This window comes from Pelagicoccus mobilis (assembly GCF_016595505.1).
GTDB lineage: Bacteria > Verrucomicrobiota > Verrucomicrobiia > Opitutales > Opitutaceae > Pelagicoccus > Pelagicoccus mobilis.
In genome coordinates, this window is sequence record NZ_JAENIL010000034.1 from 1 (window position 1) to 25,790 (window position 25,790).

Genomic DNA, 25,790 nt, shown 5'->3' on the forward strand with positions numbered 1-25,790 from the left:
GATTGGAGAAGGAGAAGATAACCTGCGATCGCGTGACAAGCACGCTCCCACAATTGTTGGACAGTCTCTCAGTCAGATGGAGTGGAGCTGTAGACTGAAACGGCGCTCGACTTGAAGAAAAGCCAGATTCGGTTCTCGGGAGCGATCTTCAGTTCCGCGACAGCGTCCTGAGTGAGTTCGACAAGGAATTCGTTTCTCCCTGCTTTTGCGATTAGGACCTGTTTGCCATCTACTTGTGACAGCTTTTGCGTTTTTGCTTCGATCCAGTTTCTTGCGGAGACACCTTGTATCCGATTATTGGATAATAAAACATCCTGTGAGCGGATTCCCAATAGAACCTTTTCGCCTGGGGTGTGGTGGCTCGCTGAGACTGTGATCAGTTGTTCGGTTTCTGAACCCTCTAGGCGTATCTGAGTTTCGAAGTTCGAACTCTGAACGACTTCTCCTCTCACGATATTCTCGAATCCCTCGTCAGCGGCTGCCGCATATACTTCCGGCGTACTGAAAACATCGGTGGGCGTTCCTTGAGCAACCTTTTTGCCTCGGTTAAGCGCTACCACCTCGTCGCAGAGTGCTAAGAGTTCCGCTGGGTTGTGTGAGACGATTAGGAGTGGAATTTTAAAGGTGTCTCTGATCCGTACTAGATATGGAAGTATTCGATGCCTAAGTTTCCAGTCTAGGGAGGCGAGAGGTTCGTCTAGGATGAGAAGCTTCGGACCAGAGCAAAGGGCTCTGCCCAGAGACACGCGTTGGCGTTCGCCGCCGGAAAGCTCAGTGATGTTTCGGTCGAGTAGGGGTGCGAGTTCTAAAGTTTGTACAACTTCACTGAATACAGATTCAGTATCTTCGCCGGATTGCCTAGCCCTCTTGGACCCCGACTCAAGGTTTTGACGTACATTCCAGTGTGGGAAAAGCAAATGATCCTGAGGAACATAACCGATCGCTCGTTGCTCTGCTTTGAGGGCTACGTTCGCGCTCGAGTCGAGCCACGTTTCGCCGAGGCAAACAAGTTTTCCTTTTGCCTCACCGCGAAGCCCCGCCAAAGACTCTAGAAGGGTGGTTTTTCCGGAACCGGAAGGTCCAAAAATACCAATCGTCCGTTTTGAGGATGAGAAGATGAGGTCAAGGTTGAATTGGTCGAGCTCAACCTGTATGGATAAATCGAGTACAGGAGTGCTCATCGGCGTGTGACCTCTTGCTTGGGGGTTGATAGTTTCTCTGCTAGAAAAACTGCCAGGAAACCTACCGCGAGGGCGATAAGGAGTAATCCATTCGCTTGCTCTTCGTTCCCTGCTTGTTGAGCGCTGTAGATTGCTGATGAAAGCGTTTGAGTTCGGCCAGGAATATTACCGGCCAGGATAACGGTCGCTCCAAACTCGCCCATAGCTCGTGTAAAGCCTAGAACCGCCGAAGCCAGGAGACCGCGACTGGCGAGAGGTAGGGTTACGGTAAAAAAGGTTTGCCAGCTACTGTATCCTAGGGTGCGGGCCATTTGTTCGAGTCGTGGATTGACGGACTCGAAGCTTACTCTTGCGGTGCGAATGACGAGCGGGAAGGACATAACACCACAAGCGATAACTACTGCTTTCCAAGTTAGGAGTACATCGAGGCCGAGTTTTCCGAGCAGACCATCGTCAGCAAAGGTTTGCAGTAGCAGGAATCCTACGGCGGTCGGTGGGAGTACCAAAGGTAAACTCGTGAGAGTGGATACTATATTCTTCCCCCAGAAATTGTATCTGGCTAGCAGATACGCGATCAGTGTTCCGGGCATTAGTACAACCCCAGTGGAAAGGGAGGCCCACAGAATCGTGGAAGATACGATTTCGCCTATGCTGCTCATTTGCCGGGAGTCACAACGAATCCCGCAGATTCGAAGATTTGTCGAGCGTTGGGGCCCTGTAAATAGCTCAGGAACCTGCTGGCTTCCGAAGGTTGGGCAGTTGAGTTGAGGACGGCGGCTGGATAGAGAATCGGTTCTTCCGTTGGTTGCGGAAGCTCACTGAGGATTTTAACTTCCTCGGAACGAGCGAGAGCATCCGTCCGATAAACGATGCCAAGTACATCTTTGCTGCCCGCGACTTGAGCGAGAGCGGCCCGGACATCAGGGCAAGGCGAAAGCCTCCCTTCGGCTTGAATGGAATCCCAAAGCGAACCTCTCTCGGGACAACTGACTGATTCGAGTACTCTCTTCGCGTAGTTGCCAGCGGGCACATAAGAAGGGTCGCCGATTGCGAGGTATGAGAAACTCGCCTCGCAAAGGTTCTGAATTGAGGCTGCAGTCTCCTCTGCTTTTTGGTGGGCGATGAGTACGAGCTGATTTGAAAGGAGAGGGTAGATCGACGTCGAATCCACGCGCCCTGCTTGTGCCAGTTTTTCCATCCACACTGGATCGGCGCTGATGAAGAGGTCTGCCTTTGGGCTGGCTATCAGTTGCCGGGCGAGAGCTCCGGTGCCGGCGAAATTGTAAACCAGTTCGATGCCGTTATCGTTGGTATAGCTCCTTCCGATTTCCTGGATTACGTCGGTCAGGCTGGCAGCGACAAAAACGGTGAGCGTCTTATGCGAGTTTTGCGTTCTCTTTCCGCAGCCGAGCAACGCAGCGCAGCAGAGTGCGAGCATGAGTGCGTTGCGGATACGAAGAAACGAGAGCATGGAGACGATCCATGGCAAAGAAGGGGTATCGCTGACAAACGTTTTTGCTCCGAGCTGTGCAGAATGAGCTATCTAGGATTTACTAGCGAAACCGAGTAGATCAGCGACGGCGGCGGTTGCTGCGTGGATTTGCGTCAGCATCGTAGTGTGGATTTGCCTCGGGCAGCTGGGCGTTGACCTGAAGGAGCCAATCGTTGAGTTGTTTTGAGAGCTTGTCCCTTAAGTCCGGATTAGAGCGGGAGAGGTCTTTTGATTCCGAAATATCGCGGTCAAGATCGTAGAGTTCCAAAGAACCCGTTTCCCAGTCTTTCAGGAGTTTGTATCGGCCGGAAATGATGGCGGACTGTGGTTTTTGGCGTGGGCCGCGACCGTAGTGGGGATAGTGGAAGTAGAGAGCGTCGCCTTGACGATCCAGTGTCGTCGCTGAGTCTTGCAAGACCGATACTAGGCTGGTGCCAGCAATCTCATGGTTGAATGAGACTCCTGCGAGTTCAGCGATCGTTGGATACAAATCGTATCCGATCGTGGGTACCTGAGAGTTGCTTTTTCCCTCGATCCCGGGGCCAGAGACGATGAGGGGAACTCTAATGCCGCCTTCGAGGAGGCTGCCTTTCCCGCCATTTAGCGGAAGGTTCTGGCTCGCTCGACGATTGCCGGCTGCGCCGTTGTCCGAAGCGAATATGATGTAAGTCGTGGACGTTAGATCGAGTTCGCGAATCTTGGCAAGGAGAGCCCCGATGCTTTGATCCAAGTCCCAGGTCATTGCTGCAAATTCTGCATCTTTATGTCTCTTGCCTTTCGCTACCGAATTGAACCTTTGGATACTTTCTCTTCGAGCTTCAGTCGGAGAGTGCACTGCATAGTGGGATAGCTGCAGGTAAAATGGAGTGTTTGCTTCTGCTTGCTTTTCTATGAAGTCGATTGCCCGCGAGGTGACTCCGAAAATATCTTTTGGGTTGTTGCCGTTTGTGTTCTCCGAGTCGCTGTTTGAGGTACTGCCGTCGTGTACATCGAATCCGTGCTTGCCAGGGTTCGAGCGCCCGAGGTGCCATTTGCCGAAATGGGCGGTCTTGTATCCATTTTGGTTGAGTAACTCTGCGATTGTGATCTCCGAGGTTTTAAGCTCCGTCCGATTCTCGACTTCTACGAGCTTGTGGTAAGCTTGTGGATTACTACGACCGGGAGAGGTGATGTGGAGTTCTGCTGGCGACTTTCCGGTTAGGATCGATGCTCGACTAGGAGTGCAAAGTGGAGCAGGGGAGTAGGCGTGCGAAAAACGCATGCCCTGTTCAGCAAGTTGGGCTATGCTGGGTGTTTGATAGTAATCGCTCTGGGAGAAATCGAGTTGCTCGTGTAGGGCGACTGACGTACCCGTCCATCCCAAGTCATCGACGAGTATAAAGACGAAGTTTGGTTTTTCGCCGCTGGCGACGAGATGCAGTGTGCAATGAAGAGTGTGGAGTGTGAAGAATAGGAGAAGACGCATCATTCTGGGGCTGATCTACGACTCTGATAGTCCACCACGTACGCAGCGTACTAGGTTTTGGATACGAATGACATCTCCTTGAGGACCGCGACCGTGTGGGTATCTTGACGGGTCGCCCACTTTGGGGTCGCTTCTTTGAGTGCCTGCTCCATGTACGTCGAGCAGTTCATATTTTCCGGAGCGACGGTCTTGCATGAAGCCGAGTCCACGGCCGAAGGAGAAGTAAACCGCTGTAGATGCGTTGCGAGCGCTCAGGTGGGTGGTGCTGCTCCAGTACTGGCCGTAGTCTTTTTGCCCGCCTTCGTTTGTTATTGGGGTACATTCAAATATGGGGTCAATGGCAGCGGAGTTTGTGGTGTCCGGCGATCGAGTATAGTCGAGAATGCTTTGCAGTTCCTTGGCATCGGGAAGTCTCCAATCGGAATATCCAGCAAGTTCGAGGTTCTCTGCGTATTCAAGGGCGCTCGGCCAGTCCATGCCGTCTAGGCTGTCGGCCTTCATCCAAGTGAGACCGGTGGCCCGATCGGTGACGGTACCGTCTCCATTGTCGACGAAGTCGTTTTGCCCGTAGTCGGGATTTTCACGAACGTATAGGGTGTAGAATTTCTTTTCCCCTCGACGGTTTTTGATGGGGTAGCCCTTTATGCGACCGTCGGCGAAATTGACGCCAAACATTGTTTCGCTTCCCCACATGGTCGTGCTGACGTACTTGGTGGAAGTAGCGAATTGGGAATCGATAAGGCGTTCGCCTTTTCTGTCGTCCCCGTATTGGAAAGCGAATACAGAATTATCGATGAATGGCTTTAGGCTAGCTTGGCTGCTGTGTGGGCCGGGATCGACTCCGTCAAACTGGATCAAAGAATAGAGTTCTTTGATTGTGGGAAGTCTCCAATCGGAATGTCCTCCGACTCTGCACTTAGAGGCGTCTTGCTGCGCTTGTTTGAACGTTTTCTTTGTTCCAGCGTCTTTGGTCCACGTGAGTCCAGTCACGAGGTCGCTAATGGTTCCGTCTGCGTTGTCCCGGTATCTGGGCTGGTTCGTCTCATAAACCGCATCCTGTCCGTAGAACGAATTCCCGGGAGTCGGCTGTTTTATCGTTTTCCGCGTGTCGTATGATTTCGTCTGAGCGGTGTCGACGATGGGGTAGTCCCCGGCAGCGTTTAGAAGTTGCGTACCTATGGTACAGATTAAGAGAAGCGGTTTGATCCAGGCTATTTCCATTTTGGCAAAAGTGATTTTCCAGCGGAATGACCGCCGGAGGAATGTTTGCCTGATACTATAGCCCGCTTCTTATCTGAAGTCGGTTGATTACATTACAAAATTGTAATCTTGCGGAGCAATTGCCCTGCCCCGGGGGCTTGTCCCGGGGGTGAACACGCTTAGGTCTGGTCTAGGACCTAATGGCTGGGAACTTGATTTGCTGCGTGGCCTTTACGGTAACTTGCTTTCCGTCTTTTACCGGTGGTTCGAAGACCCAGTGTTCAATCGCTTGATACATGAGCTCCAAGGCTTCGTCTTGAATATTTCCTTCTCTTTTCAGTAGCGAAAGTAATCGGACATGACCGTTGGTGTCGATGTAGAATTCGAACGCTGCCTGGCCTCCGCTTTTTGATTTCAACAGTGACTTGGGAATGGAAGGTTTGACCGCGTGCACGACCTTGACGGGTTGGTCTAGCTCTTTGAGATCGTATACTCTGTACGGGAGTCTCTTGTAGGATTGAGCTGCGTGGTTTTGCGCGTAGAAGCTTGAGAGCGCTGTTTGGTAGATCGGGTCGTTGTTTCTCTCATCTGTTTCTTCGAGTTGGAAGTTTATCTCCAAGTCGATGATGACAGGCACGGGAACTCCTCTATCTGTCGGAGGGTAGAACGCCCATTGGCCGACGACTTTGTTGATTTCTTTGATGAAGGCGCGATCAGTTGCGTAGAGAGGAAGCCAGTCTTCAAGTTTACCTTCCTCGTTAATTGAGAGGCTTAGTAAAACGCTGCCATGCTCGACTTTCTTACGAAGGGAACGAGGAAATTTGGGATGTGGATCCGTTAGAATTCCGATTTCGTACCTATTGTCGCCCGCCTCATAGTAGGTGGGCTGGTTTTGTACGACTTTGTTTAGGGTGGATGATTCGTTTGTGAATGTGATGGTCGCAAATTCGGTCGGTTTATCATTTGAGGCCGATAGTGAGAGGCCTCCAATTGTACATGCGACAAAAAGCGCTGTAGCCTGTTTTTTCATAGCCCAAAGTTGGTTGTGGATTCTTGTATCTCTTCCTGAGAATAGGGCAGGCTCTTGAGTACAGTTCCGCTCAAATGCACTGGTGCGGAATTGTCCTTAAAGATCGTATACAAGACACGAGTCGAAGTGAGAGGCGGGCTCTTGCCTGTCTCCTTATACGATCACGGATGACATTTCGTCCGTGGCGACGTCCGCCTCGGACTGTTTGCGAAACGCAGATACGTTTCGCCTCCCCATACCGAATCGGTTATAAGTAGGCCCGATTGGAAGGCCGAAGAGGGAGTGATGGTTGGATTAGATGGGTCATGTTCCTGTTTTTCGTTAGGCTAATGGTGAAACAGAACAATCTCTTTTAGGGTGACCGCACGCTTTGTAATTTAAAATAGAATACGAAAAGTATTACGTGCTTCCTGTTGTTTTGACTAAGGAATATACTTTGGATTACGGCTAATCGCAACCATTGGAGAGACTAATTACGACTGCTGTTCTGTAAGTGATTGACGGTGAACCGAGATGAACTGACTAGGGTGTTTAATCCCAAAGATGTTTCCCTAGTTGGTTCGCCTTGGTTACTTTGAAGGGTTCCCTATGGATCGATAGATTCAGGGTTTATTAGCCCCTAATGGACGATGTAGTTGGATGCCCTTTGCTGAGTCTAATCGACGATTGAAGCGATCTGGTGACTAGCGGGGCCGCTACTCGGTAGCTCCAAGATCCTTATGTTGCGAAACCAGATGGGAGCTCCCTCGGATTCCAGGCAGAGGTAACCTTTGCGTATTTCCGCATCGCGAATTCCGTTTACGAACTTTCCGTTGATCGAGAGTTTAACGTTACCGTCCACGCAAACGACGACGTATTTATTCCACTCGCCACGTCCCTTGCAGCGAAACTCTGTGGACTTGCTTCGTTTGCCGCGCGGGTTTTCGGGAGTCACTTCGAGGCCGAAGGATCCGAACAGTTCCCCGCTAACGTAGGCCGGATCTTTGTCGTGAATCTTTGGCCATTCGAGCTCGAGCATTTGTACCTCGACTCCGCGGGGCAGGCGACGGTGGTCGAATGCTTTGCCTTCGCTCCAGACGAATACCCCCGAGTTCCCGCCAGGTTCGTGGTGCATCCATTCGACTTCGAGTATGAAGTTCTCGTATTGACGGTCTGACCGCATCACTCCGATTGGAAGACCCGTGCATTTGAGGATCCCATCTTCTACGAACCATGTGCCCGGGCTGGTGTTAACGTCGACCCAGCCAGTGAGGTCTTGCCCGTTGAATAGCGACTTCCACTCGCCGGTTTGGGCGAAAAGAATGGGTGAATAGAGAATGACCAATAGTGCTCCAACAGTTTTCACGATAGTAGGGTGAGCCCACTTGAGGTATAAAGCCACTATGATTTTACTTTATAGGTTGAGTTTGTTTTAAGTTCTTATTGTATACAAAACACAAATACGGCGTTGGTATGAGGTTGGGACGGGCGTGCTTTGGCTTGTTTGTTCTACTCCTTGTTGGGGCCGAATGATCGGGGGATGGAGTAGGAGGAGTATGCAAAAGGGAAATTTTTAAACCTTGTTGCGTGAATATTCCATTTTCGATTTAAGGCAGTACATCAAGTTTTGGATACGAAACTTGAGTGGAGAAAATGGGTAGCTAGGCTTCTCGTTGCTGAAATTGATGTAGCCATCATGCTACAGTGGTACGTGTACGAATTTGCGCTATCGAAATGTACCTCGATTGAAGTGCCCCAACATCCTTATCTCCTGAACGCTTTTGCCCTTAATAGATCGGAGAAGTTCTATGCCCTCTTTGCGGCGTCGACTCTCTGTACTCTGATTGTAGGCACAAACCGTTAGAGGATAGGAATGTAGTACATAAACAACCACAGCTTCGTCTTGATCTCTTCGCTCGAACCGACGTTTGGCCTCCGAGCCGAGTTTTTAGCTGTGGAATAGCGGCTCCGCTTGTCGGTTTCGCTCGACCCTAACCCTATACGAACACCTGAAAAATGATAAACTCTTCAGTCTTGAAGACCTCTAGGCGTTGCTTGTCAGCGTTGCTTGGAATCGCGACGGTCAGTATCGGCGTCCAAGCGGACGCTTCGTTTCGAAGCCGGATGACTCCGAAAGAAACGAAACCAACTGCCACGATTGACCTGAACACTCAAAAGTATCTGAGCGACGAGTCAGAGTTGGCTCGCGAGAAGTTCTTTAACATACACGGCAGCTACTCGACGTCCGATCTCACCGCGGCGGACCATGAGTTTTTAAGCGACGAGCTAAACGTCGGTTTTGGCCGTTCGTTTTGGAGTCCCTTTTCCGCTTACAACGGAATCGCTCCCTATCCCACAGAGGAAGAGGCGGCGACTGCAGGAGCTGCAGCTGTGGCCGCGCACATGGACTCGAAAGGCTATCAGTACAGAGACCATCGAATGGTGGTAACAGATCATCCTCGAAACGTGTACGAAGAGGGAGAGGATCCGGCTGTCGCAGCTCAATGGGCCGTCGACTATTTCAGACACTACTACGGCGACGATTACCGTCCCATCTTTTACGAACCAATGAACGAGCCGTTCGTTCATGCCCACGAATGGGTTGAAGGCCCTTGGGATGGGGAAGCGAACCAGGTGGTCAAGGAAGGTATGACTGCGTGGTTCCGCGAAATCGGTAAGGCGTTTCATGAGGCAGAGATGCCGGTCAATGTGATTGGCTACTCCTCCGCTTGGCCGTCGATGGAGCTTTGGGATTTCGGCCATTGGGAGAGCAACATGAAGATGTTCATGGACGACGCCGGTCCGTATATGGATGCGATTTCCGTGCACCTTTACGATGGGGTTAACGTAACTGGGCAAGACAACTTCCGCTCAGGCAGTAACGCCATGGCAATTCTCGACTTGGTGGAGACCTACTCAAATTTCAAGTGGGACTACACTAAGCCGCATGCTCTGACTGAATACGGTGGAATCTCCGCAGGTTGGCCCGCCGAGTACAGTCCAGAGAAGAGTGCTTCGGACATGAACTCCTTGAACCATCTTCTCTTTGGCTTCCTCGAACGTCAGGACCGTATCCTTACTTCCATACCCTTCGTAACTGACAAGTCAGCTTGGTACTACCGCAACAACGACTTCAATCCGTACAACCCAGCGCTCTGGCGACCGGATCCGGATTCCATTGTTGGAACCAAGGTCAATAACTTCCTCTTAACCGAGAAAGCGAAATTCTTCCAGCTCTGGTCTAAGGTCCGTGGTAACCGAGCCCAGGTCAGCTCTAACGATCCTGACCTTAAGGCACATGTATTCGTGTATGGACCTTATGCATACGTTTGCTTGAACAATCTTGAGACTGCGGAGAAGACTGTTGATCTCAACTTCGTATCTGGACTCGACGCTGTTATCGGTGTGGAAGCGAAACGTCTCAGTATCCCTCAGTTCGAAGGCGCGACTTTAAGCGAGGAAAGTTACGATGTACCACCAACCAGTATTACCCTTGCTGCTCAAGAAACAGTGATCTTGACCTATGACTTTGGCACTCCGATCGAATTCGGGAAGCAGGTTCACAAGCGCAACTACTATTCGGACAATCATGTTGCTCCAATCGTAGCTAAGGAAAAGATGCGCTATGAGTTCACAGATGTTGAGCTTACCCAGCGTCTTTCGCTCGCTGATGTTATCGCTGCATTTCGTAATAGCCGTGGCGCCGCCACATGGTTTGGCCGTTTCATTACTCCTGCGTTGGAGGTAATGAAGAGCCTTCGAGAAAACGCGGAAAAGCACAAAGGCCTTGTGGCTTCCCTGCGTGTAAGTATCGCCCGCGATCACGACCTCTCGAAAATGCCAATCGTTCGCATGAACGGTCACAAGCTCAAGGTTCCAAGTGACTGGGCGGGGTATGACCAAGCAAACCGTGACCAGTTCTTTGGTACAATCGAAGTTCCTGTCCCTGTCGGATACATAAAGGGACACAATCGTGTATCGGTACGCTTCCCAGACGACGGTGGGCGCGTTAGTTCTGTCGTGCTTGCAGTTGATGAAGCCAGGGACTATTCACCTGTGGCTGTAACAGGAATATCACTACCTGAAACCTTCGAGCTTAATAAGGACAAGCCAAAGAAGATTTATGCAACTGTGGCTCCGCACGACGCTACTGACAAGTATGTCACCTGGGAGTCCAGCGACGAAACCGTTGCCGTCGTTTCTGAGGATGGAACGATTGTCCCGCTGATGCCGGGTGAAGTGACAATTACTGCGACTACCAACGATGGTGGTTTCATCGCCAGTTCTGTGGTTACTGTTCAGGACCGTCTCTCTATTCCGGATCAGGTGACGATTCTTACCGACCTCAGTGATGTGATCGCTAGCGACAGTTACTTCATCGACGTCCAGTACTCTGCGAGCACCGATCGTGACGTAGCAGTCGAAATGCGTGTCGACGGTATTTGGAAGGGGATCAAGCAAGTTCCTGTTCCTGCAGGAACGGGTACCGTAACGGTGCATCTCACATTCCCAGAGCCGCTTCCACCAGGGGTTGGAACCTGGATTTCATCGATTCGTCCAACGGGAGGTGACTGGCGTACTTCGCTCGATGGTCATTCCTTCTACAATACCATCATCCGCGAAGACCCTACGCTGGTAGATGTCTTCGACATTGTAAGCAACCTGGATGCTCTTCCTTCGTCTGAGAGGTTGGCAGTGGATCTTGAATACAAGGTCGCTGAGCCGCGCAATGTGCGTATCGATCTCTGGTCTCCTTGGACGCCTGAAACGCCAGCTGGTTGGCTGGCGTGGGGCTCGGCCCGTCTTGAGCCAGGAGATGGGGTTGCCACTATTACAATGAGCAATACGACCCCACCGTCTGCCGGTTCACCTTACCAATTCAGAACGGTTATCAAGGCGGACGACGGTACGGAGATTTTGAATAAGACCTTCTACGCGACCATCACCGAGCCGCTGCCTGAGTTGCCTGCGGTTGATGAAATCAAGCTCAACACTGACATGAGCAACATTCCATCCACATCGAATATTGAACTCGAGTTCGTCTACAACTTCGAGGAAACGCGCAAAATCGTGGTGCACCTCTGGTCGCCATGGACTCCTGAGACTCCAGCAGGTTGGCTCGCTCACGGATCTGCTACTGTTGCTCCAGGTCAAGGACTACAAACGGTTCGCATTGGTAACGCGGATGCTCCACCTCCAGGTGCAGCCTATCAGTTCCGCGTGTCATTCCAAGACGCAGGGGGAACGGTAGTCGTGCCGCAGACAATCGTCTACGGAACCTTGGTGGAACCTGCTCCTTAAGAGTCGGATTTCAAACACCCTTGTTGATCAAAGCCCCGTGCGAAAGCTCGGGGCTTTTTTGCAGGAGCTCTACCTCTTAAAACCTACTATTCGTGGCGGAGGGCGTCGATAGGATCGAGCTGGGCGGCTTTATAGGCTGGGAAGAGTCCGAATATCAGTCCGATGGATACGGAGACTCCTAATGCGGCTGCGACCACCCACGACTCGATGATCATAGTCATGCCTTGACTGTTTTGCATGAAGTTGGCGACTCCCCAGGAAAGTAGGACACCGATCATGCCGCCGCTGAGGCTCAGCGCTACTGCTTCGATGAGAAATTGGATCATGATGTCAGAACCCCGAGCCCCGACCGAAACGCGAACCCCGATTTCACGCGTTCGTTCCGTAACGGAAACGAGCATGATATTCATCACACCAACCCCGCCCACTACGAGGGACACGAAGGCGATCCACATCAGAAGCTGGGTGAGAGCCTGAGTGGTGGAGGTGAACATTTCTGTAAGTTCCGTTTGGGTACGGATGTTGAAATCGTTGTCTTGTCCATCGACCAGCTTATGTTTGCGACGTAGGATTTCTGTGACTTGCTCTTCGGCTGCTTCAGCTGTATCGGTTGATATCGCACTTGCGTAGATGTCGTTAACCCATTTGCGCCCGCCAGAGAGTCGGAACATTGCTGTCGTTATAGGAATGAGGATCACGTCGTCTTGGTCTCGTCCGAAGTTGCTCTGACCTTTTTTGTCGAGTACTCCGATGATCTTAAAAGGAACGTTTCGGATTCGTATGCTTAGCCCAATAGGGCTTTGGTCGGGAAAGAGGTTTTCCGCAACGGTGCCGCCAAGTACCGCTACCTTGGATCGAGCCCTAAGTTCTGAGTCGCTAAACATGTTTCCTTCAAACAAATCCCAACTACGATTGAAGAGATAGTCATAGTGAACTCCAATGGTTTGGGTAAACCAGTTCTGCCCTGCTCCGATCACTTGACCGCTTACGGAAACAGTAGGGGAGACGGCTTCGACGAGATCAGCCTCGGCCCGAATGGCATCGGCGTCTTCCATTGTGAGTGAACGCATGGAACCAGCTCCTCGGCTAATGCCCCCACGCTGGTTCGTGCCGTTGCGGATCATGAGCAAGTTTGTACCCATGGCGGAGATACGCTCTTCGATGTTCTTTTGCGCTCCGGTACCCATGGCCATCATGACGATGACCGCGGCAACACCGATTATGATGCCGAACATGGTCAGGGCGCTGCGGGTCTTGTTCTTCAGCAGGCTCTGGCGGGCGACGTCGAGAAGTTTAAGAAGTTTCATCTGGGGGATCTTTGCCCACGAAGGGTACTAAGGTTCACGAAGAGATTTTCCAAAGAGGATGAAGACGTGAGATAAGTGAGTCAGAGGCTCGTGACGGAGGTGAAGTTTGCCAGGTCCTCACGAGCGTCGCGTCGGTTTTCGATCTGTTTGTCGGCTACGACGAGTCCGTCGCGCATTTCGATACAGCGCTTGGTGTAGTGAGAAATCTCCGGCTCATGGGTGACGATGAGAATGGTGACGCCTTCCGCGTTGAGTTCCTGGAAGAGGCCCATGATATCGAGCGAGGTTTTTGTATCCAAATTTCCAGTTGGTTCGTCGGCTAGAATAAGAGCTGGCTGATTGACGAGCGCGCGGGCGATGGCAACACGCTGTTGTTGTCCACCTGAAAGTTGAGAAGGGTGGTGGTCCATGCGATCCTTGAGGCCAACCCGTTCAAGGCATTCAGCTGCACGCTTCGCACTGTTCTTGAAACGTCGCGTGCGTTGGTAAACAAGGGGGAGTTCGACGTTGGCTAATGCCGAGGTGCGGGCGAGTAGGTTGAAGCCTTGGAAGACGAAGCCGATTTTTTGGTTACGGATATCGGCTCTCTGATTTCGGTCGAGTCCGCTGACTTCGGTGCCGTCTAGCTGGTAACTGCCTTCGGTGGGGCGATCGAGGCAGCCGATGATGTTCATCAGTGTAGACTTCCCCGATCCGGACGCTCCCATGATGGCGACGAATTCGCCTTGCTCAATAGTGATGTCGACTTTCCGCAGAGCGTGCACTGGTTCCGCGAGTTGGTAAGTCTTGCGGAGGCCTGCTGTTTGAATGACTGAGGGCATAAATTCGCTTGATGTAGTTTTTGTAGGTCGCCGCGTTGAGGCGACAGGGGGCAGGTCGGCAATCCGCTCTGCAGTTTAGAATCCTAGGCGACGCAGACCTCCTCCGCCGGGACCTCCACGCTGGCTTTGGGAACTGGATGAGCTGCTGGATGGATTGCTGAGTCGGGAGATGAATTCTAGATCTTCTGGAATCTCCATGTCGCGGACGGGAAGTACTTCGGTGAACGCTCCATCGCTGACTCCTGCTCTCACAGGGAGAACGGCGAGCGATTCGCTATCGTCGAGATACCAGAGCATTGAGACACCTCGACGGCGTCCTCCGCCACCCCCGCCTCCGGGGCCGCCAAAACCACCTCCAGGACCGCCTCCGTCTGGACGCATCCGTGGACCGTCGCCTCCGCCTTGACCGCGGCCGCCACCTTCTCCGCCGCCTGGTCTACGGCCACCGCCTTCGCCTCCACGCTCAGCCATCATACGCTCGCGTCGTTCTTGCATGAACGCTGTCATCTCTTCATTAGGACGCAGGTTGAGGGCAGCGGTGGGGACTGAGAGGACGTCGTCAACTTCCGCGACTACGAAGTCGAGACTGGCGGTCATGCCCGGCATGAGAGAGCCGCGGCGGTTCTGAGCTCCAATAACGACGGTATAGTTAACCACGTTTTGTACGACTCGCGGCAGTAGTCGGATTTCTTCGACGACTCCTTCGAACTGGCGGTCGATGTAGGCAGCAACAGTGAAGCGTACCGTTTGGCCGACTTTGATTTGGCCAATGTCGCTCTCGTCAACTTCGGCGAGGATTTCCATGTCGGAAAGGTCTGCTGCGACAGTGAATAGCTTTGGCGCATTGAAGCTAGCGGCAACGGTTTGACCCGGTTCGATTGTGCGGTCGATGACAATGCCGGAGATAGGGGAGCGAATTTCTGCGTATCCACGATTCCGTTCTGCTCGAGAGAGGTTCGCCTCAGAGCTGAGGACATCCGCTTCAGCGGTTTGCAGAGCGATCTGGTATGGCTGGAAATCGTTGTCGGAGAGGTGTCCCTTTTCGTGTACTGGCTTGAAGCGGTTGTAGTTGTTTTTTGCTTTCAAGAGCTGCGCTTCGGATTTGATCAGATTCGCTTTTGCAATTGCCACTTGGGAATCGAGGACAGCCGGATCGATGACGGCGATCAGGTCACCTTCTTCGATCTCGTCATTGAAGTCAGCTTTTACGTCGAGAAGCTTTCCCGAAACTTGTGTAGAAATTTCAACTACATCTCGGGCTGCGAGTGTCCCCGTGGCGGATACAAGGTTTTGCACGCTGCGTCGTTCGATTTTCGAGAACTGGTATTTGGGAACCGCTTCAGCCTCGGAGGCGTCCGAGTTTGGTTTTAGATAGAAGTAGGATCCGCCAGCTGCGGCGATGAGGATGACGATGGTAAGGAAACGTTTCATTTGGAAATTGGGAGTATGAGGGATGAAGTAGGAAAAAGGGGGAGACGGACGCGGGCTGAAGCACCGCGCTACGGAGTTGTGATTTCCAGGGTTTGTTGCAGAAAGGATTCGATTGTCCCGTCCTGATAGGAGACGGCGAGTCGACTGGTGAAGAGATCGAATCGGGATTCTTCAACGGCGACGGCTGCATCGAGGCGGCTGGATCGTAAGCTGTTTACGTCGAGTAGAGTAGCGGCTCCGGCTTCATAGCGGGAGACTTCGGCTTCGAGCGCTGCTTCGGTGGAAGCGAGCTGATCTACTGATGCGGCGAGCTGGAGCTTTGCGGTTTGGTAGTTTTGGTCAGCCTGAAAAAGGGCGGTCCGTGCGATGAGCTGCAGGTTCTCGAGAGCCAGCTCTTCTTGATCGAGGAAAATTTTGGAGCGGAGCGTATCCAATTTTTTACGACTACGGTCAAAGATCGGTATATTGACGGAAATCCCCGCCGCCGCTCTTGGATTGTCGATCAGGAACTGGTCTGAGAAGCTTGGATTGGCGTTGCTAGAGTAATTGGTGCTGAGTGAAGCGGAAGCGGAGATGGTTGGGCTTTTCCCGGCTTGCGCGATTGTCAGGTCGTGCTTGGCGGAGTCGACTCTAGCGTATTGGGCTGCGAGGTCGTATCGGCTTTCAAGCGTCGTCAGTGAGGTGTTTAGGTTGGTTTCAGGAATAGAGTCGATGCCCTTGAGGCCGGGAGCAGGATCCTCGCAGAGGATGTTCGCTGAAGGCGGGATGCGAAGGGTGCGTTTGAGTGTGTAGAGGCTGTTGGCGTAGTTGTTGCGGGCTTGGGCGAGGCTACGCTCGTTATTGGCGACGAGGGCTTTTTGGCGGAGTCCATCAGTCTCGATTCGGATGCCGTTGTCGATGCGGACCTGGATGCGCTCAAGCTCTTCGCGACGCGTTGCGAGCTCTTCCTCCTGGATCGCGATTTCGCGCGCTCGCAAAACGGTTTGGAAGAAAAGGGCGACCGTGTCGAAAAGCAGCGTCTGGCGATCGCGGTCGAAGTCGCGACTCGCAGCTTCCAGTTCTGAGCGGGCTCGAGCGAGAGCGGCATCACGAGCTCCCCCGTTGTAGAGTGTGAGCGATGAGGATAGGGATGCTGAGGTGGTATCATTCCAGTTGCCTTCGCCTTCGAAGATCCCTCCCTGGTTGTTGCCGCTGAGTCCGATGTTTTCCGATACGCGAGCGTTGAGGTCCGGATCGTAGTTGGCCTCAGCTTGCTCTACGGAGGTCTCGCGGGTTTCAACCGAGAGTGCGGAACGTTGCAGGCTGATATTGTCCTCCAACGCGATAGAGATGGCTTGAGAGAGTGTCAGTACACGCGGGCTGCTACTTTGATCCTGGCCGAGGCAGGACAGTGTAAACGTACCGAGTACGATGAGCGATGGAAGGGCTCGAGAGAGGGAAAATGGGGAACGCATGGTTGTAATTGTGCCGTCGGTACGGCTGCTTTTGCGTCCTTTGATCCCTGCTGGGATTCGCTCATTCCCGTTTTTTGCGAAAAATCTTATCTTTATCGAAATAGGGTGTTGGGCGAGGGTGCGTGTCAGCTCCTGCATTGCGGTGTGGCGCGAGCGCCAACCCTACGTTGCTACGTGGGAAGATTTATTGAGATTTTTGGAATGGGGGTGGCGTTTTGAGGGTCTAAGGGCAGATTGAATGATAAATATGCGACCTCTTTATGCCGAACTGTGACCCTCTTCTGCCAAGCGATGAGGCACTGTTGGATCGTTGCCAGAAGGGCGACGATCGGTCGTTTCGTGCCTTGGTGGATCGGCATCACGGGGCATTGTTCGCGACTGCTATGGGCATGCTGGGCTCGGAAGCGGATGCGGAGTCGGTGGTGCAGGATGGCTTTCTGCGGTTTTATCGGAACCTCGATCGCTTCGAGGGGCGTTCCAGTCTCAAGACCTACCTCACTCGTATCGTCATGAATCAGGCTTTGAAACAGTTGCAGCAACGGCGGCGTTGGTATCATCGCTTTTTGAGTAGCGATGACGAGGAAACGAATTTGCCGGAAGCGAGCGCGGAGCCGGAGGTGCGGCAGATCGAAACGGAGGAGCTGGCGGCTGGTGTGCGCGAGGCGGTACAGACCTTGAAGCCCGAATTTAGGAGTGTTGTGGTGCTGCGGTTCCTCAACGGCTGTTCCACGCAGGAATGTGCCGATATTTTAGGTGTCCCGCCTGGGACAGTGATGTCGCGGTTGTCGCGAGCTCTCGATAAGCTTGCTCCGCTGCTCAAAGAACTGAACTCTCAAAATGTGTGTTGATGAAAGAGAACGAAGAATGGCAATTGTTTGAGCGGCTTACTGATCCGGATCTGCCGGAGGAGGAGAAGCTGCGTTTGGAGCGTGAAATCGCATCCGACCCGGAGGTCCAGGCGCGTTACGAAGCGTTTTGCATTTTGCAGGACTGGCCAACCCTCGAGAACCAGGAGAGCAGCGCGGCTGCCCGGGAGCGTTTGCTGGCGAGAATCGCGGAAGAGCAAGAGGACGCGGTGACGGATCGCGAGCTTGGGCGTTTGTTTCCTATCTTCATCAGTGGCGCTTTGGCTGCAGCCTTGGCTCTCGCGATGGTAAATTTTTGGGAGTTTGGAGACACCTCCGAAGGCACCTTAGATGCCTTGTTTGGCATGCCGGAGGAATCGGAAGAATCTGTAATTGTTAGCCAGCTATGAAACCCAAGTCTCGTTCGGTTTTGATTTTGGCTTCCACCTTGTTGGTGGGGATGTTGCTTGGAGCTCTCGTGCACGCCCAGTTTTTTGAGAAGCGAGTGAAGCGAATGCATCGCATGTCGACTCCAGAAGGATTTGTTGAGAGTTATCTGCGGACGATCCAACCTGTGGATACAGAGCAGGAGGCGGCGATACGAGCTGTGCTTGAGCCGCAGGCGACTAGCGTGATCGATTCCTTCAAGGTTCATCGTGAGGCCTTGCATGCCAAATTGGATGGGATGCGTGCGAAGCTGGATCCGCTACTGACGGATGATCAGAAGGAACGCTTGGATGAGCGACGTAAGCGAGGCCCTGGGCGAAGGGTTGAGAAGGAGTAGGGGCGCTACCTTTTTAGGCGGGCTTCACTTCGCGGGAGCAGGTGTCGCTTTCCTCGAGTTCGCTCAAGTTGCCGAGAGTGACGCTGGCGATCTGGGTGAGGGCAGTGTCGGTGAAGAAGGCTTGGTGTCCTGTTACGATTACGTTGGGAAACGTGAGGAGGCGTGCGAAGGTGTCGTCTTGTAAAACCTTGGCGGATTGATCCTCGAAGAAGAGGGAATCTTCTTCCTCGTAAACATCAATGGCGAGGTTGCCGATTTGCCCAGACTTGAGGGCGCGAATAACGGCAGTTGTATCGATGAGTCCACCTCGACTTGTATTCACTATCGTGACACCGCGTTTCATTTTGGAAATGGCGTTCTCGTCAATGAGGTGGTGGGTCGCCTCGAGCAGCGGGCAATGGAGGCTAATGATATCGGATTCTGAGAAGAGTGTATCCAGATCGACGTATTCAGCTCCACGGCTGAGCAGTTCCTCGTTTTGCGAAACGTCGTAGCAGAGGATCTTGCAACCGAAGGCTTGGAAAAGTTGAGCGACGATCTGGCCGATCTTTCCGGTACCGATGATGCCGACTGTGAGTCCGTTGAGGTCAAAGCCTACGAGCCCATCGAGAGCGAAGTTACCCTCTCGTACTCGGTTATAGGAGCGGTGGATACGGCGGTTTAGGGTGAGCAGGAGTGCGATGGTGTGTTCGGCGACAGCGTGCGGCGAGTAGGCGGGAACGCGGACGACCTTGATGCCCAGTTCTTGGGCGGCGGCGAGGTCTACGTTGTTGAAGCCGGCGCAGCGGAGGGCGATGTAGCGGACTCCGAAGTTTGCTAGGCGTTGGAGTGTTTCGCGACCGCAGTTATCGTTGACGAAGATGCAGATGGCTTCGGCCCCTTCCGCGAGGGCTGCGGATTTGGGCGAGAGCTTGGTCTCGTGAAAGTCGAGTTCGTGGCGGCCTTGGTTGGCCGCGTTGAAGAATTGCTCGTCGTAGGACTTGGAGCTGAAGAAGACGACTTTCATTGGGGGAGGTGGCCGCTAGGGACAGTGGCCGCTACCTTGATCTTGCAATGCGGCGGCCTCGGCGATGCCGCCCTACCTTTTTAATCGTTTAGCGACTTAAGCTGTTCGCTCAGGTAGATTTTGCGTTTCCAACGAGCGTTTTTGGAAGACATGTCGATCTGGTAGAGGCTGTCCTCGGCGCTGTCGGGTCTCTCGATCTCAAGGATGCGGCAGAGATTCTTGGCCAGCCAGTTCTCGATTTTCAAGACGACCAGCTTTTTGCGGAGGCGTCCTTGAACGTCGCGGTTGAGAATGGTTGGGATCGTGTTGAGGGTGAGGATTTCGTCGATGGCGGTGTTGGCCATTTTGACGCGTCCTTCCTCGCTGGCGTAGAAGTGAGAGACCGCGAACACGGTGCGACCCGGATTGATCTGCTTTAGGAATTGGCAGGACTTAACGACGGTGGAACCGGTGCGGACCATGTCGTCGAAGAGGATGATGTCGTGCCCTTGGATATCCTCGAAAGTTGTTTCGGACTCGGCGTGGAGTTTGATCTCCACTTGGCGTTCGCCGGTGCGCTCCTTGTCGAGAAGGACGAACTTGGCTTTGGTCAGACCGAGGCGTTCGAACATTTTAAGGACGAACTCGCGGGCTCCTTTGTCGGGGGCGCAGAGTGCGAGCCCTTCACCTTGGTCGCCGTAATTGACGATGTCGGAGTTGAGGAAGTAATCGACGTAGATCTCGTAGGGGATGAGATCGTAGTAGCGTCCACCGAAGACCTCAGTGAACATCTTCTTAACGGACTTGGAGTGGTTGTGCACGGTGAGAACCGCGTCCACTCCTGACATCTTGAGCAGTTCGGCGTAAAGTTTGGCAGTGAAGGGTTGGCCGTCGAACTTCTTGAGGTCCTTCTTGTTGCGATCGAGGTCGGGGTCTCCCAGTTCAGGGCGAGGGCCGCGGTCTTGGGCACTGTAAAAAAGGTCTGGCTCGACGAGAATGACTTCGTTGGCTCCGTTTTCCTTGGCGGCACGGGCGATCATGAAGGTGCGCATGGCCAAGCTTTGGCGGCTCATTCCCAGGCTGCTGGCACTGACGATGATGACTGACTTGCCCTTCATCTTGTTGCCGATTTCGTGGAAATCCCCTTCGTCAGAAATGAAGCGCGGGCAGAACTCGGTGTTCGCGAACCGCTTCATGCTGATCTTATCGGCGACGTCTTCGAGCTGGCCCATTCCATAGGCGACGTCGATTGCGAATGGGTCGTCCGAAGAGTTTCCGACGACGATATACTTAGGATCCAGAAATTTCACTGCTGACTTTCGAAACAAATGCTGCGGAGGAGAAGAGGACGCGTTTGGCGCGAGACTGCTACGTTCAAGTGTCAGTCGCTCAAGATCGCGAGTCTTTTTCTCAAGTTAGCGCAAAGCTTCGGAAACCAGATTGCGGTGATTACGGGTCTTAGCCCAAGGAATAGTGGGAGTGGACTATTTCCGGAGTTTGTCTTCGAGTCGTTTTTGCCGGTCGAAGAACGAGATGTTTTCGTGCTGAGTCTCTATTCGAGGGACTGGGTTCAGCGGAAGGTGAGCGGCGAGGCGGGCTTTATGGCCGGCGTAGGCAGGATTATCAGCGAGGTTGGTCCACTCGTGTCGGTCGACGGAGTGGTCGTAGAGCTCTTCGCTCCCGTCTGAATAGCGGGTGTAGCGGAATCGCTCGTCCCGCAGCGAGTGGGCGGTTTGGGAGAGGCTCGTCAGGGTCGGGCGAGGCGCGTGGGTGTCAGGATTCGCGAGGAAAGGAGTGAGGGATTGGCCGTCGTTGAGTGTGTTGGCAGGAAGACAGGCGAGTTCAACAAGGGTGGGGTAGATGTCGATGAGGTTGACGGACGCGATCGCGTTTTGACCCGAAGGGACGCCGGGACCGGCGAAGAGCAGGGGACTGCGGGTGGCACGTTCCCAGAGGGTGAATTTTCGCCAATGACGTTTTTCGCCGAGCTGCCAGCCGTGGTCTGACCAGAGGACGATCACTGTATTGGATTTGTGGGGACCTGATTCGAGTGCGTCGAGAACGTGCCCAAGACACTCGTCGGCGAAGCGGATGGAGGCGAGATAGGCGCGAACGGCTTCGCGTTGCTTGTCGGCTTGGACGACGATGGTGTCGTCGTCCTTGACTCGTGCTTTGTTTATGGCGGTTACGGGAACGTCGGCGAGATCCTTGAACTTGATTGGCGGGAGGTCGACGGAATCGAGGTCGATACTGTCGATGTATCCTTTGGGCAGATACCAAGGAAGGTGGGGGCGGTAGATGCCGCAGGCGAGGAATAGGGGCTGGTCGGTGGGCTGACTGAGTTTTTGGGCGACCCAATCAACGACTTTCCAGTCAGCCATTTCCTCCTTGGTGACATCGAGTTCCCCCCAGTCGAAGTGTTCGAGACCTTTAATGCCGTGAAGGGGCATCGCGTTTTTTGGCGGCATGGCTTCGATGGGGCGTTGTACGTCGAGGGCGGGATAGAAGGTGTCCCAGGAGCGTGGATCAGGAAAGAGTGTGTGGTAGATCTTGCCGGCACCTTGTATCGAGTAGCCGTGATCCCGAAAGTACTCAGGGATGGTTTTGATGTCGGCGAGGACGGGGGATTCGCGCCAGATGTCGGTGTTGGCATAGACGCCGGAGTTTGTGGGATGGACTCCTGTCATCAGGGAAGTCCGAGAGGGATTGCACGAAGGAGCCGCGCAATGTGCGTTCGAGAAGGTCGTGCCCATAGCCGCGAGGCGGCGAAGGTTGGGGGTCAAGGTATCCGGGTGTCCGTTGAGCGGTTCGATCCAGTCGTTGAGGTCGTCGATCGCAATGAACAGGATGTTCGGTTTGCCTGTGTGATCTTGGCCTGAGCAGAGGGCGGCGGCGAAAGCGGTAACGATGAAGAGGAGTGAACGCATAATATCAAGGGGTGGGAGATCCCTAGACTTTGGAAAATGATTGGCAAAGGGCTAGCGTAGACTCGCTTCGTTTCGGCAGGCAGCGGCGTTAATCGTAACTGGAGAGTGCTGCGTCTCTGCGAGGGATGGCTTCAGCGAGACTCAGCTTGAGGGAGGATGCTTGGAGTCGCTGGGATTGTAAGCGTGAAGCAGGAGCCTCGGTCGAGTTCGCTTTTGACTGTGATGGTTGCGTTAATCTGGTCGGCGAGTTGCTTGCAGATGGAAAGGCCGAGTCCGACGCCTTCCCATTTGCGAGTGGAAGAATCGTCGATCTGAAAGAACGGGTCGAAAATTTTGTCGGTTGCGGCGGACTCGATGCCGATGCCTGTGTCGCTTACCGTGATTACGAGGCTACTGCTCTGCCGTTTGTCGACAGAGACGTGTACGGATACCTTTCCCTCGTCCGTGTATTTGACCGCATTGTTGACGAGATTGGAGAGAATTTGACTGATCGTATGGGGAGCCCCGAACCAGGTGGTGGTAGTTGGGGGAGCGAAGTCGAGCTCGAGCTCAAGTCCCTTTTCCTCTGCCTGGATCCTAGCAGGTTGGATGACCTCGTCGATTAGGTCTTGGAGTTGGAAGGTTTCAGGTTCCGCTTTGCTGAGATTGGTATCGTTGGAGGAGAACTGGAGAACTTCGTCGACGAACTTCAGAAGGCGCTGGCCTGAGTTCTTGATGAGTTTGACGAACTGGAGGCTCTCCTCCTGGAGTTTTTGGGTTTCGAGGATCTCGCAGGGGCCGATGACTCCGTTTAGCGGTGTTCTCATCTCGTGGCTCATGACCGCTAAAAAAGAGGACTTAGCATGGTCTGCAGCTTTTGCCTTTTGGTAGAGCTCCTTGAGCTCGTCGTTTGCGGAATTGAGTTGAGCATTGGCGGCCTCGACTTCCTCGGTCCGTTCCGCGACGAGGCGGTAGAGGATTTTGTTTCGCCGCTCTGCGAGTCGTCGCAGGATAGCTGCGGTCGAGACGTAAAGGGATATTCCCAGAATGATGTACAACGCGTAAGCGAACGGAGATCGATAGAAGGGTGGCAAAATCCTGAACTTTCGGCTGTCGATCGAACTGTAGGTCAATTCGTCAAAGCTTGAACGCGTCTCAAAAGTGTAGAGCCCTTCTGTGAGGTTGGAGAGCAGCACTTCGTCGGTGTTGTTTGGCATGTTTTTCCAGTCAGAGTGAACACCCTTGATTCTGTATTGGCGGATTGGATATCGCTTGGTGGATATAGCGTTGGCTGTTATTTGAAAGCTTAACGAGTTGTCGGTGAATGGAATTTCGATGGTTGGATTAGATGGATCTCTCGATGAATCGTGAAGTGTTGATCCTGTATTTGTTGACGTGATACGGGAAATGAATGTACGAGGCGGAGAATATTCTTCTGCTGGAAATGTGCCGGAGAAGAGGAACACGTTGTTGGATCCTGCCAGCCAGGTCCCACTTTTCCCGAAGTCAGCTCCTTCTATGATGAACTTGCTGCCGAAACTTCTAGATGCGTCTAAAATCTCTGTAAATCCGCCGTCTGAGTCTCTGTCGAAAACTCTTTGCTCGCCGGTAGAGGACAGCATCCAAATGTTGTCATTGTTGTCGCTAAAGGGGCGGGTGTAGTTTTTCGATATTTCCCCGAGTTCAGCCACGATCCCCTCGCTTTCGCGTAGCGTACCGGTCTCTTCGTCCCAGATGGCGATCGCATTGTTTTTCAAGCGTGCGAAGTAGATTTGATCATAGACCGTGAAGATGTTGATCCAGCTATCTTTGAGTCCGTCCTCTGGGGTGAATGTCTTTATCCTGACCTCATTGTCTTCTCGGTAGACGCGAGAGATTGTTCCCGGTCCGTGTTCGACCCAGATATCGCCTTGTTTTGTTGAATGAGTGAAATAGCTACGAGGAGGGGCATCTGCGATAACCGAATCGTACTCCCACTTCCCGCCGTTACGTTTAAAGAGGATGAAGGACGTATTAGTCGCGGCGATGAATAAGTCGTCGACCTCGTCGAATCCCAATAGGATGTCAACGCCTTCGGTATCAGAAATTTGCTCGTATTCGCGATTTGATTTGAGAGAGAATATTCCGGCTTTGCCCGCGCAAATGACCTCATCGGTTAAGGGCAGAGCAGTATCTATGTTTTCTGGGATGATCCTTCCGAAGGGCTTGAAGTCCCTTAAACCGCCTCCTTTGAAGAATACCGCTCGATCAAGTTTACCCTCGGATTCGACAAACACGTTTCCTTTCCACTTGAAGAGTTTTGGGAAGGTTAGGGCGGAGGGAATGAGGGGTGATACGTTGGCGATGGGATCGAATAAATGGATACGGACGACGCTGTTGCCGATGCTCGCCCAGAGCGTCTCCGGACTGATCGCGAGAAGGTTTCTCGCGTCGCCGAATCGGTGGTCTAGGCGAGTGTTCAGTCCTTGAACGATATGTCCTCTGTCATTGAGGATGAAGATACCCTCGGATTTGACCGAAGCGGCCATATGGTCGGCAGATAGCGCTTCGAGCTCCAGGACGCTTGTATTGTCTAGAGTCTCGATTTCGCTCTTCCAAATAACGTAGCTGTCGTTTTTTAACTGGGCTATAGCTTGGTCGTCAGGGGCGAGCATGATACCTTTTCTGCCCCAGTTCTCTGCCGCTCGGATCGAGCTACGATCCGCGTTGCCGTTTTCCTCTGCGATTTCGTACCAGTCGTTTTTCTTTTGGTCAAATTTGAGGATAGTGTCGTTGAAAACTGAATACAAAGAATTGTTGTCCGACTCCATGAAGTCGACATTGGTGTCACTGAACTTGCGAATGGTCGATTTGTTGGTCCTTAGGTTGTAGGTGGCTTGTATATTGAATGAGTAGAAGTGGACTTCGTCCTCGACGCTGAGGGATTTGAGGAGGTTTCCGGTGTCGTTGAACAACGGATCTTGAGGGTCGAGTAGAGGAATGAGCTGGATTCGGTTGTTGTGGATGAACTCGATCTCGTGAATACCACGGTCGGAGCTTGCGAAGAGTCGGCCTTGATTGAAGGCGAGGGCGAACAGCAATGGGCTCTCCTTTCCGTCTTCGGTGTCCACTCGATAGGTTTTCCAGGCGGCTCCGTCGAAGGTGATGAGTTTGTCGTGGCTGGTGAGAGCAAGTCTGCCGAGCCCATCGACAGTCATGGCATTGATCCCTTGATCGGTTCCGATCATCTCCGGTTGGAAGACAGTGTAGCTAGGGATTCCCAGATTCGCTCTAACAGTAACGGCCGATAAACAGCAAAGGAGGGCGAAGCCGAGAAGGGACATTCCTTTTGCGAGGATAGCGAATGAAGAGCCGGCTTGAAGCTGGATCAAACGGGTCTCCGTTTTCTGCCGGTTTGTATCTGGGGGATTAATGCTTCGCATGGCTCGGCGAGAGGCCGCAAAACTATCCTAGAAACGGCTCTTTGTCTAATACTAGAAGACTTCCGCTTCGGATGGGGCGCGTGAAGGGAATCGCGTCACTGGTCGCGAAGGGGAATCCAGTGGAGGATCTTTCCTGAGTGATAGAGGGTTTTACGCTATCGATTTCGTCCAATCCTCCATTCCAAAG

General features: G+C 53.0%; 19 protein-coding genes. 4 read left to right on the forward strand and 15 right to left on the reverse strand.

All coding sequences use genetic code 11. The features are described from left to right. Positions 1-68: 68 nt before the first annotated feature. From modC to JIN87_RS17580, 7 genes are all read right to left on the reverse strand, one after another. Positions 69-1,181 carry a molybdenum ABC transporter ATP-binding protein gene (gene modC / locus JIN87_RS17550; protein WP_200356902.1) on the reverse strand — a complete coding sequence of 371 codons (1,113 nt, stop codon included), beginning with the start codon at positions 1,179-1,181 and terminating at the stop codon, positions 69-71. Then, on the reverse strand, positions 1,178-1,840 hold the full coding sequence (gene modB / locus JIN87_RS17555) for a molybdate ABC transporter permease subunit (protein ID WP_200356903.1): 663 nt from the start codon (positions 1,838-1,840) through the stop codon (positions 1,178-1,180). Before modB ends, modC begins: the two co-directional genes overlap by 4 nt. Beyond that, on the reverse strand, positions 1,837-2,652 hold the full coding sequence (modA, locus tag JIN87_RS17560) for a molybdate ABC transporter substrate-binding protein (protein WP_200356904.1): 816 nt from the start codon (positions 2,650-2,652) through the stop codon (positions 1,837-1,839). Before modA ends, modB begins: the two co-directional genes overlap by 4 nt. 100 nt (positions 2,653-2,752) lie before the next feature. Beyond that, positions 2,753-4,141, reverse strand: a complete 1,389-nt coding sequence (locus JIN87_RS17565; protein WP_200356905.1) for a sulfatase — start codon at positions 4,139-4,141, stop codon at positions 2,753-2,755. A gap of 12 nt (positions 4,142-4,153) precedes the next feature. After that, the gene (locus JIN87_RS17570; protein ID WP_200356906.1) at positions 4,154-5,359 is read right to left on the reverse strand and encodes an Lcl C-terminal domain-containing protein; all 1,206 of its coding nucleotides are present in this window, start codon (positions 5,357-5,359) and stop codon (positions 4,154-4,156) included. 169 nt (positions 5,360-5,528) lie between these two features. Beyond that, positions 5,529-6,368: an energy transducer TonB gene (locus JIN87_RS17575; RefSeq protein WP_200356907.1), complete on the reverse strand. Its 840-nt coding sequence runs from the start codon at positions 6,366-6,368 to the stop codon at positions 5,529-5,531. Between the two features lie 655 nt (positions 6,369-7,023). Further along, complete coding sequence (locus JIN87_RS17580) at positions 7,024-7,713, reverse strand: 3-keto-disaccharide hydrolase (protein WP_200356908.1); 690 nt, start codon at positions 7,711-7,713, stop codon at positions 7,024-7,026. Between the two features lie 650 nt (positions 7,714-8,363). Between JIN87_RS17580 and JIN87_RS17585 the strand changes: the two genes are divergently transcribed. After that, positions 8,364-11,648, forward strand: a complete 3,285-nt coding sequence (locus tag JIN87_RS17585) for an Ig-like domain-containing protein (protein ID WP_200356909.1) — start codon at positions 8,364-8,366, stop codon at positions 11,646-11,648. A gap of 86 nt (positions 11,649-11,734) precedes the next feature. On the opposite strand, the gene JIN87_RS17590 is transcribed toward JIN87_RS17585, so the two are convergent. The 4 genes from JIN87_RS17590 to JIN87_RS17605 form a co-directional block, all read right to left on the reverse strand. Next, the gene (locus JIN87_RS17590; protein ID WP_200356910.1) at positions 11,735-12,955 is read right to left on the reverse strand and encodes an ABC transporter permease; all 1,221 of its coding nucleotides are present in this window, start codon (positions 12,953-12,955) and stop codon (positions 11,735-11,737) included. A gap of 80 nt (positions 12,956-13,035) precedes the next feature. Next, positions 13,036-13,776, reverse strand: coding sequence for an ABC transporter ATP-binding protein (locus JIN87_RS17595; protein WP_200356911.1), 741 nt, complete (start codon positions 13,774-13,776; stop codon positions 13,036-13,038). Between the two features lie 75 nt (positions 13,777-13,851). Next, complete coding sequence (locus JIN87_RS17600) at positions 13,852-15,207, reverse strand: efflux RND transporter periplasmic adaptor subunit (RefSeq protein ID WP_200356912.1); 1,356 nt, start codon at positions 15,205-15,207, stop codon at positions 13,852-13,854. Between the two features lie 68 nt (positions 15,208-15,275). Then, entirely contained in the window at positions 15,276-16,661 is a 1,386-nt protein-coding gene (locus JIN87_RS17605; protein ID WP_200356913.1) for a TolC family protein, read from the reverse strand. A gap of 260 nt (positions 16,662-16,921) precedes the next feature. Here JIN87_RS17605 and JIN87_RS17610 point away from each other — a divergent pair, with 260 nt between their 5' ends. From JIN87_RS17610 to JIN87_RS17620, 3 genes are read left to right on the forward strand one after another with little or no spacing between them, the layout of a single operon-like run. After that, positions 16,922-17,509, forward strand: a complete 588-nt coding sequence (locus JIN87_RS17610; RefSeq protein WP_200356914.1) for an RNA polymerase sigma factor — start codon at positions 16,922-16,924, stop codon at positions 17,507-17,509. After that, positions 17,509-17,916: a hypothetical protein gene (locus tag JIN87_RS17615; protein WP_200356915.1), complete on the forward strand. Its 408-nt coding sequence runs from the start codon at positions 17,509-17,511 to the stop codon at positions 17,914-17,916. Before JIN87_RS17610 ends, JIN87_RS17615 begins: the two co-directional genes overlap by 1 nt. Next, entirely contained in the window at positions 17,913-18,290 is a 378-nt protein-coding gene (locus JIN87_RS17620) for a hypothetical protein (protein ID WP_200356916.1), read from the forward strand. The genes JIN87_RS17615 and JIN87_RS17620 overlap by 4 nt, the downstream gene beginning before the upstream one ends. 13 nt (positions 18,291-18,303) lie before the next feature. Here the strand turns inward: JIN87_RS17620 and JIN87_RS17625 are convergent, their stop codons facing one another. From JIN87_RS17625 to JIN87_RS17640, 4 genes are all read right to left on the reverse strand, one after another. Next, the gene (locus JIN87_RS17625; RefSeq protein ID WP_200356917.1) at positions 18,304-19,296 is read right to left on the reverse strand and encodes a 2-hydroxyacid dehydrogenase; all 993 of its coding nucleotides are present in this window, start codon (positions 19,294-19,296) and stop codon (positions 18,304-18,306) included. An 80-nt stretch (positions 19,297-19,376) separates the two neighbouring features. Beyond that, the gene (locus JIN87_RS17630) at positions 19,377-20,585 is read right to left on the reverse strand and encodes a phosphoribosyltransferase family protein (protein ID WP_200356918.1); all 1,209 of its coding nucleotides are present in this window, start codon (positions 20,583-20,585) and stop codon (positions 19,377-19,379) included. A gap of 174 nt (positions 20,586-20,759) precedes the next feature. After that, positions 20,760-22,202, reverse strand: coding sequence for a sulfatase (locus JIN87_RS17635; protein ID WP_200356919.1), 1,443 nt, complete (start codon positions 22,200-22,202; stop codon positions 20,760-20,762). A gap of 131 nt (positions 22,203-22,333) precedes the next feature. After that, positions 22,334-25,603 carry a sensor histidine kinase gene (locus tag JIN87_RS17640; protein WP_200356920.1) on the reverse strand — a complete coding sequence of 1,090 codons (3,270 nt, stop codon included), beginning with the start codon at positions 25,601-25,603 and terminating at the stop codon, positions 22,334-22,336. Positions 25,604-25,790: the final 187 nt, after the last annotated feature.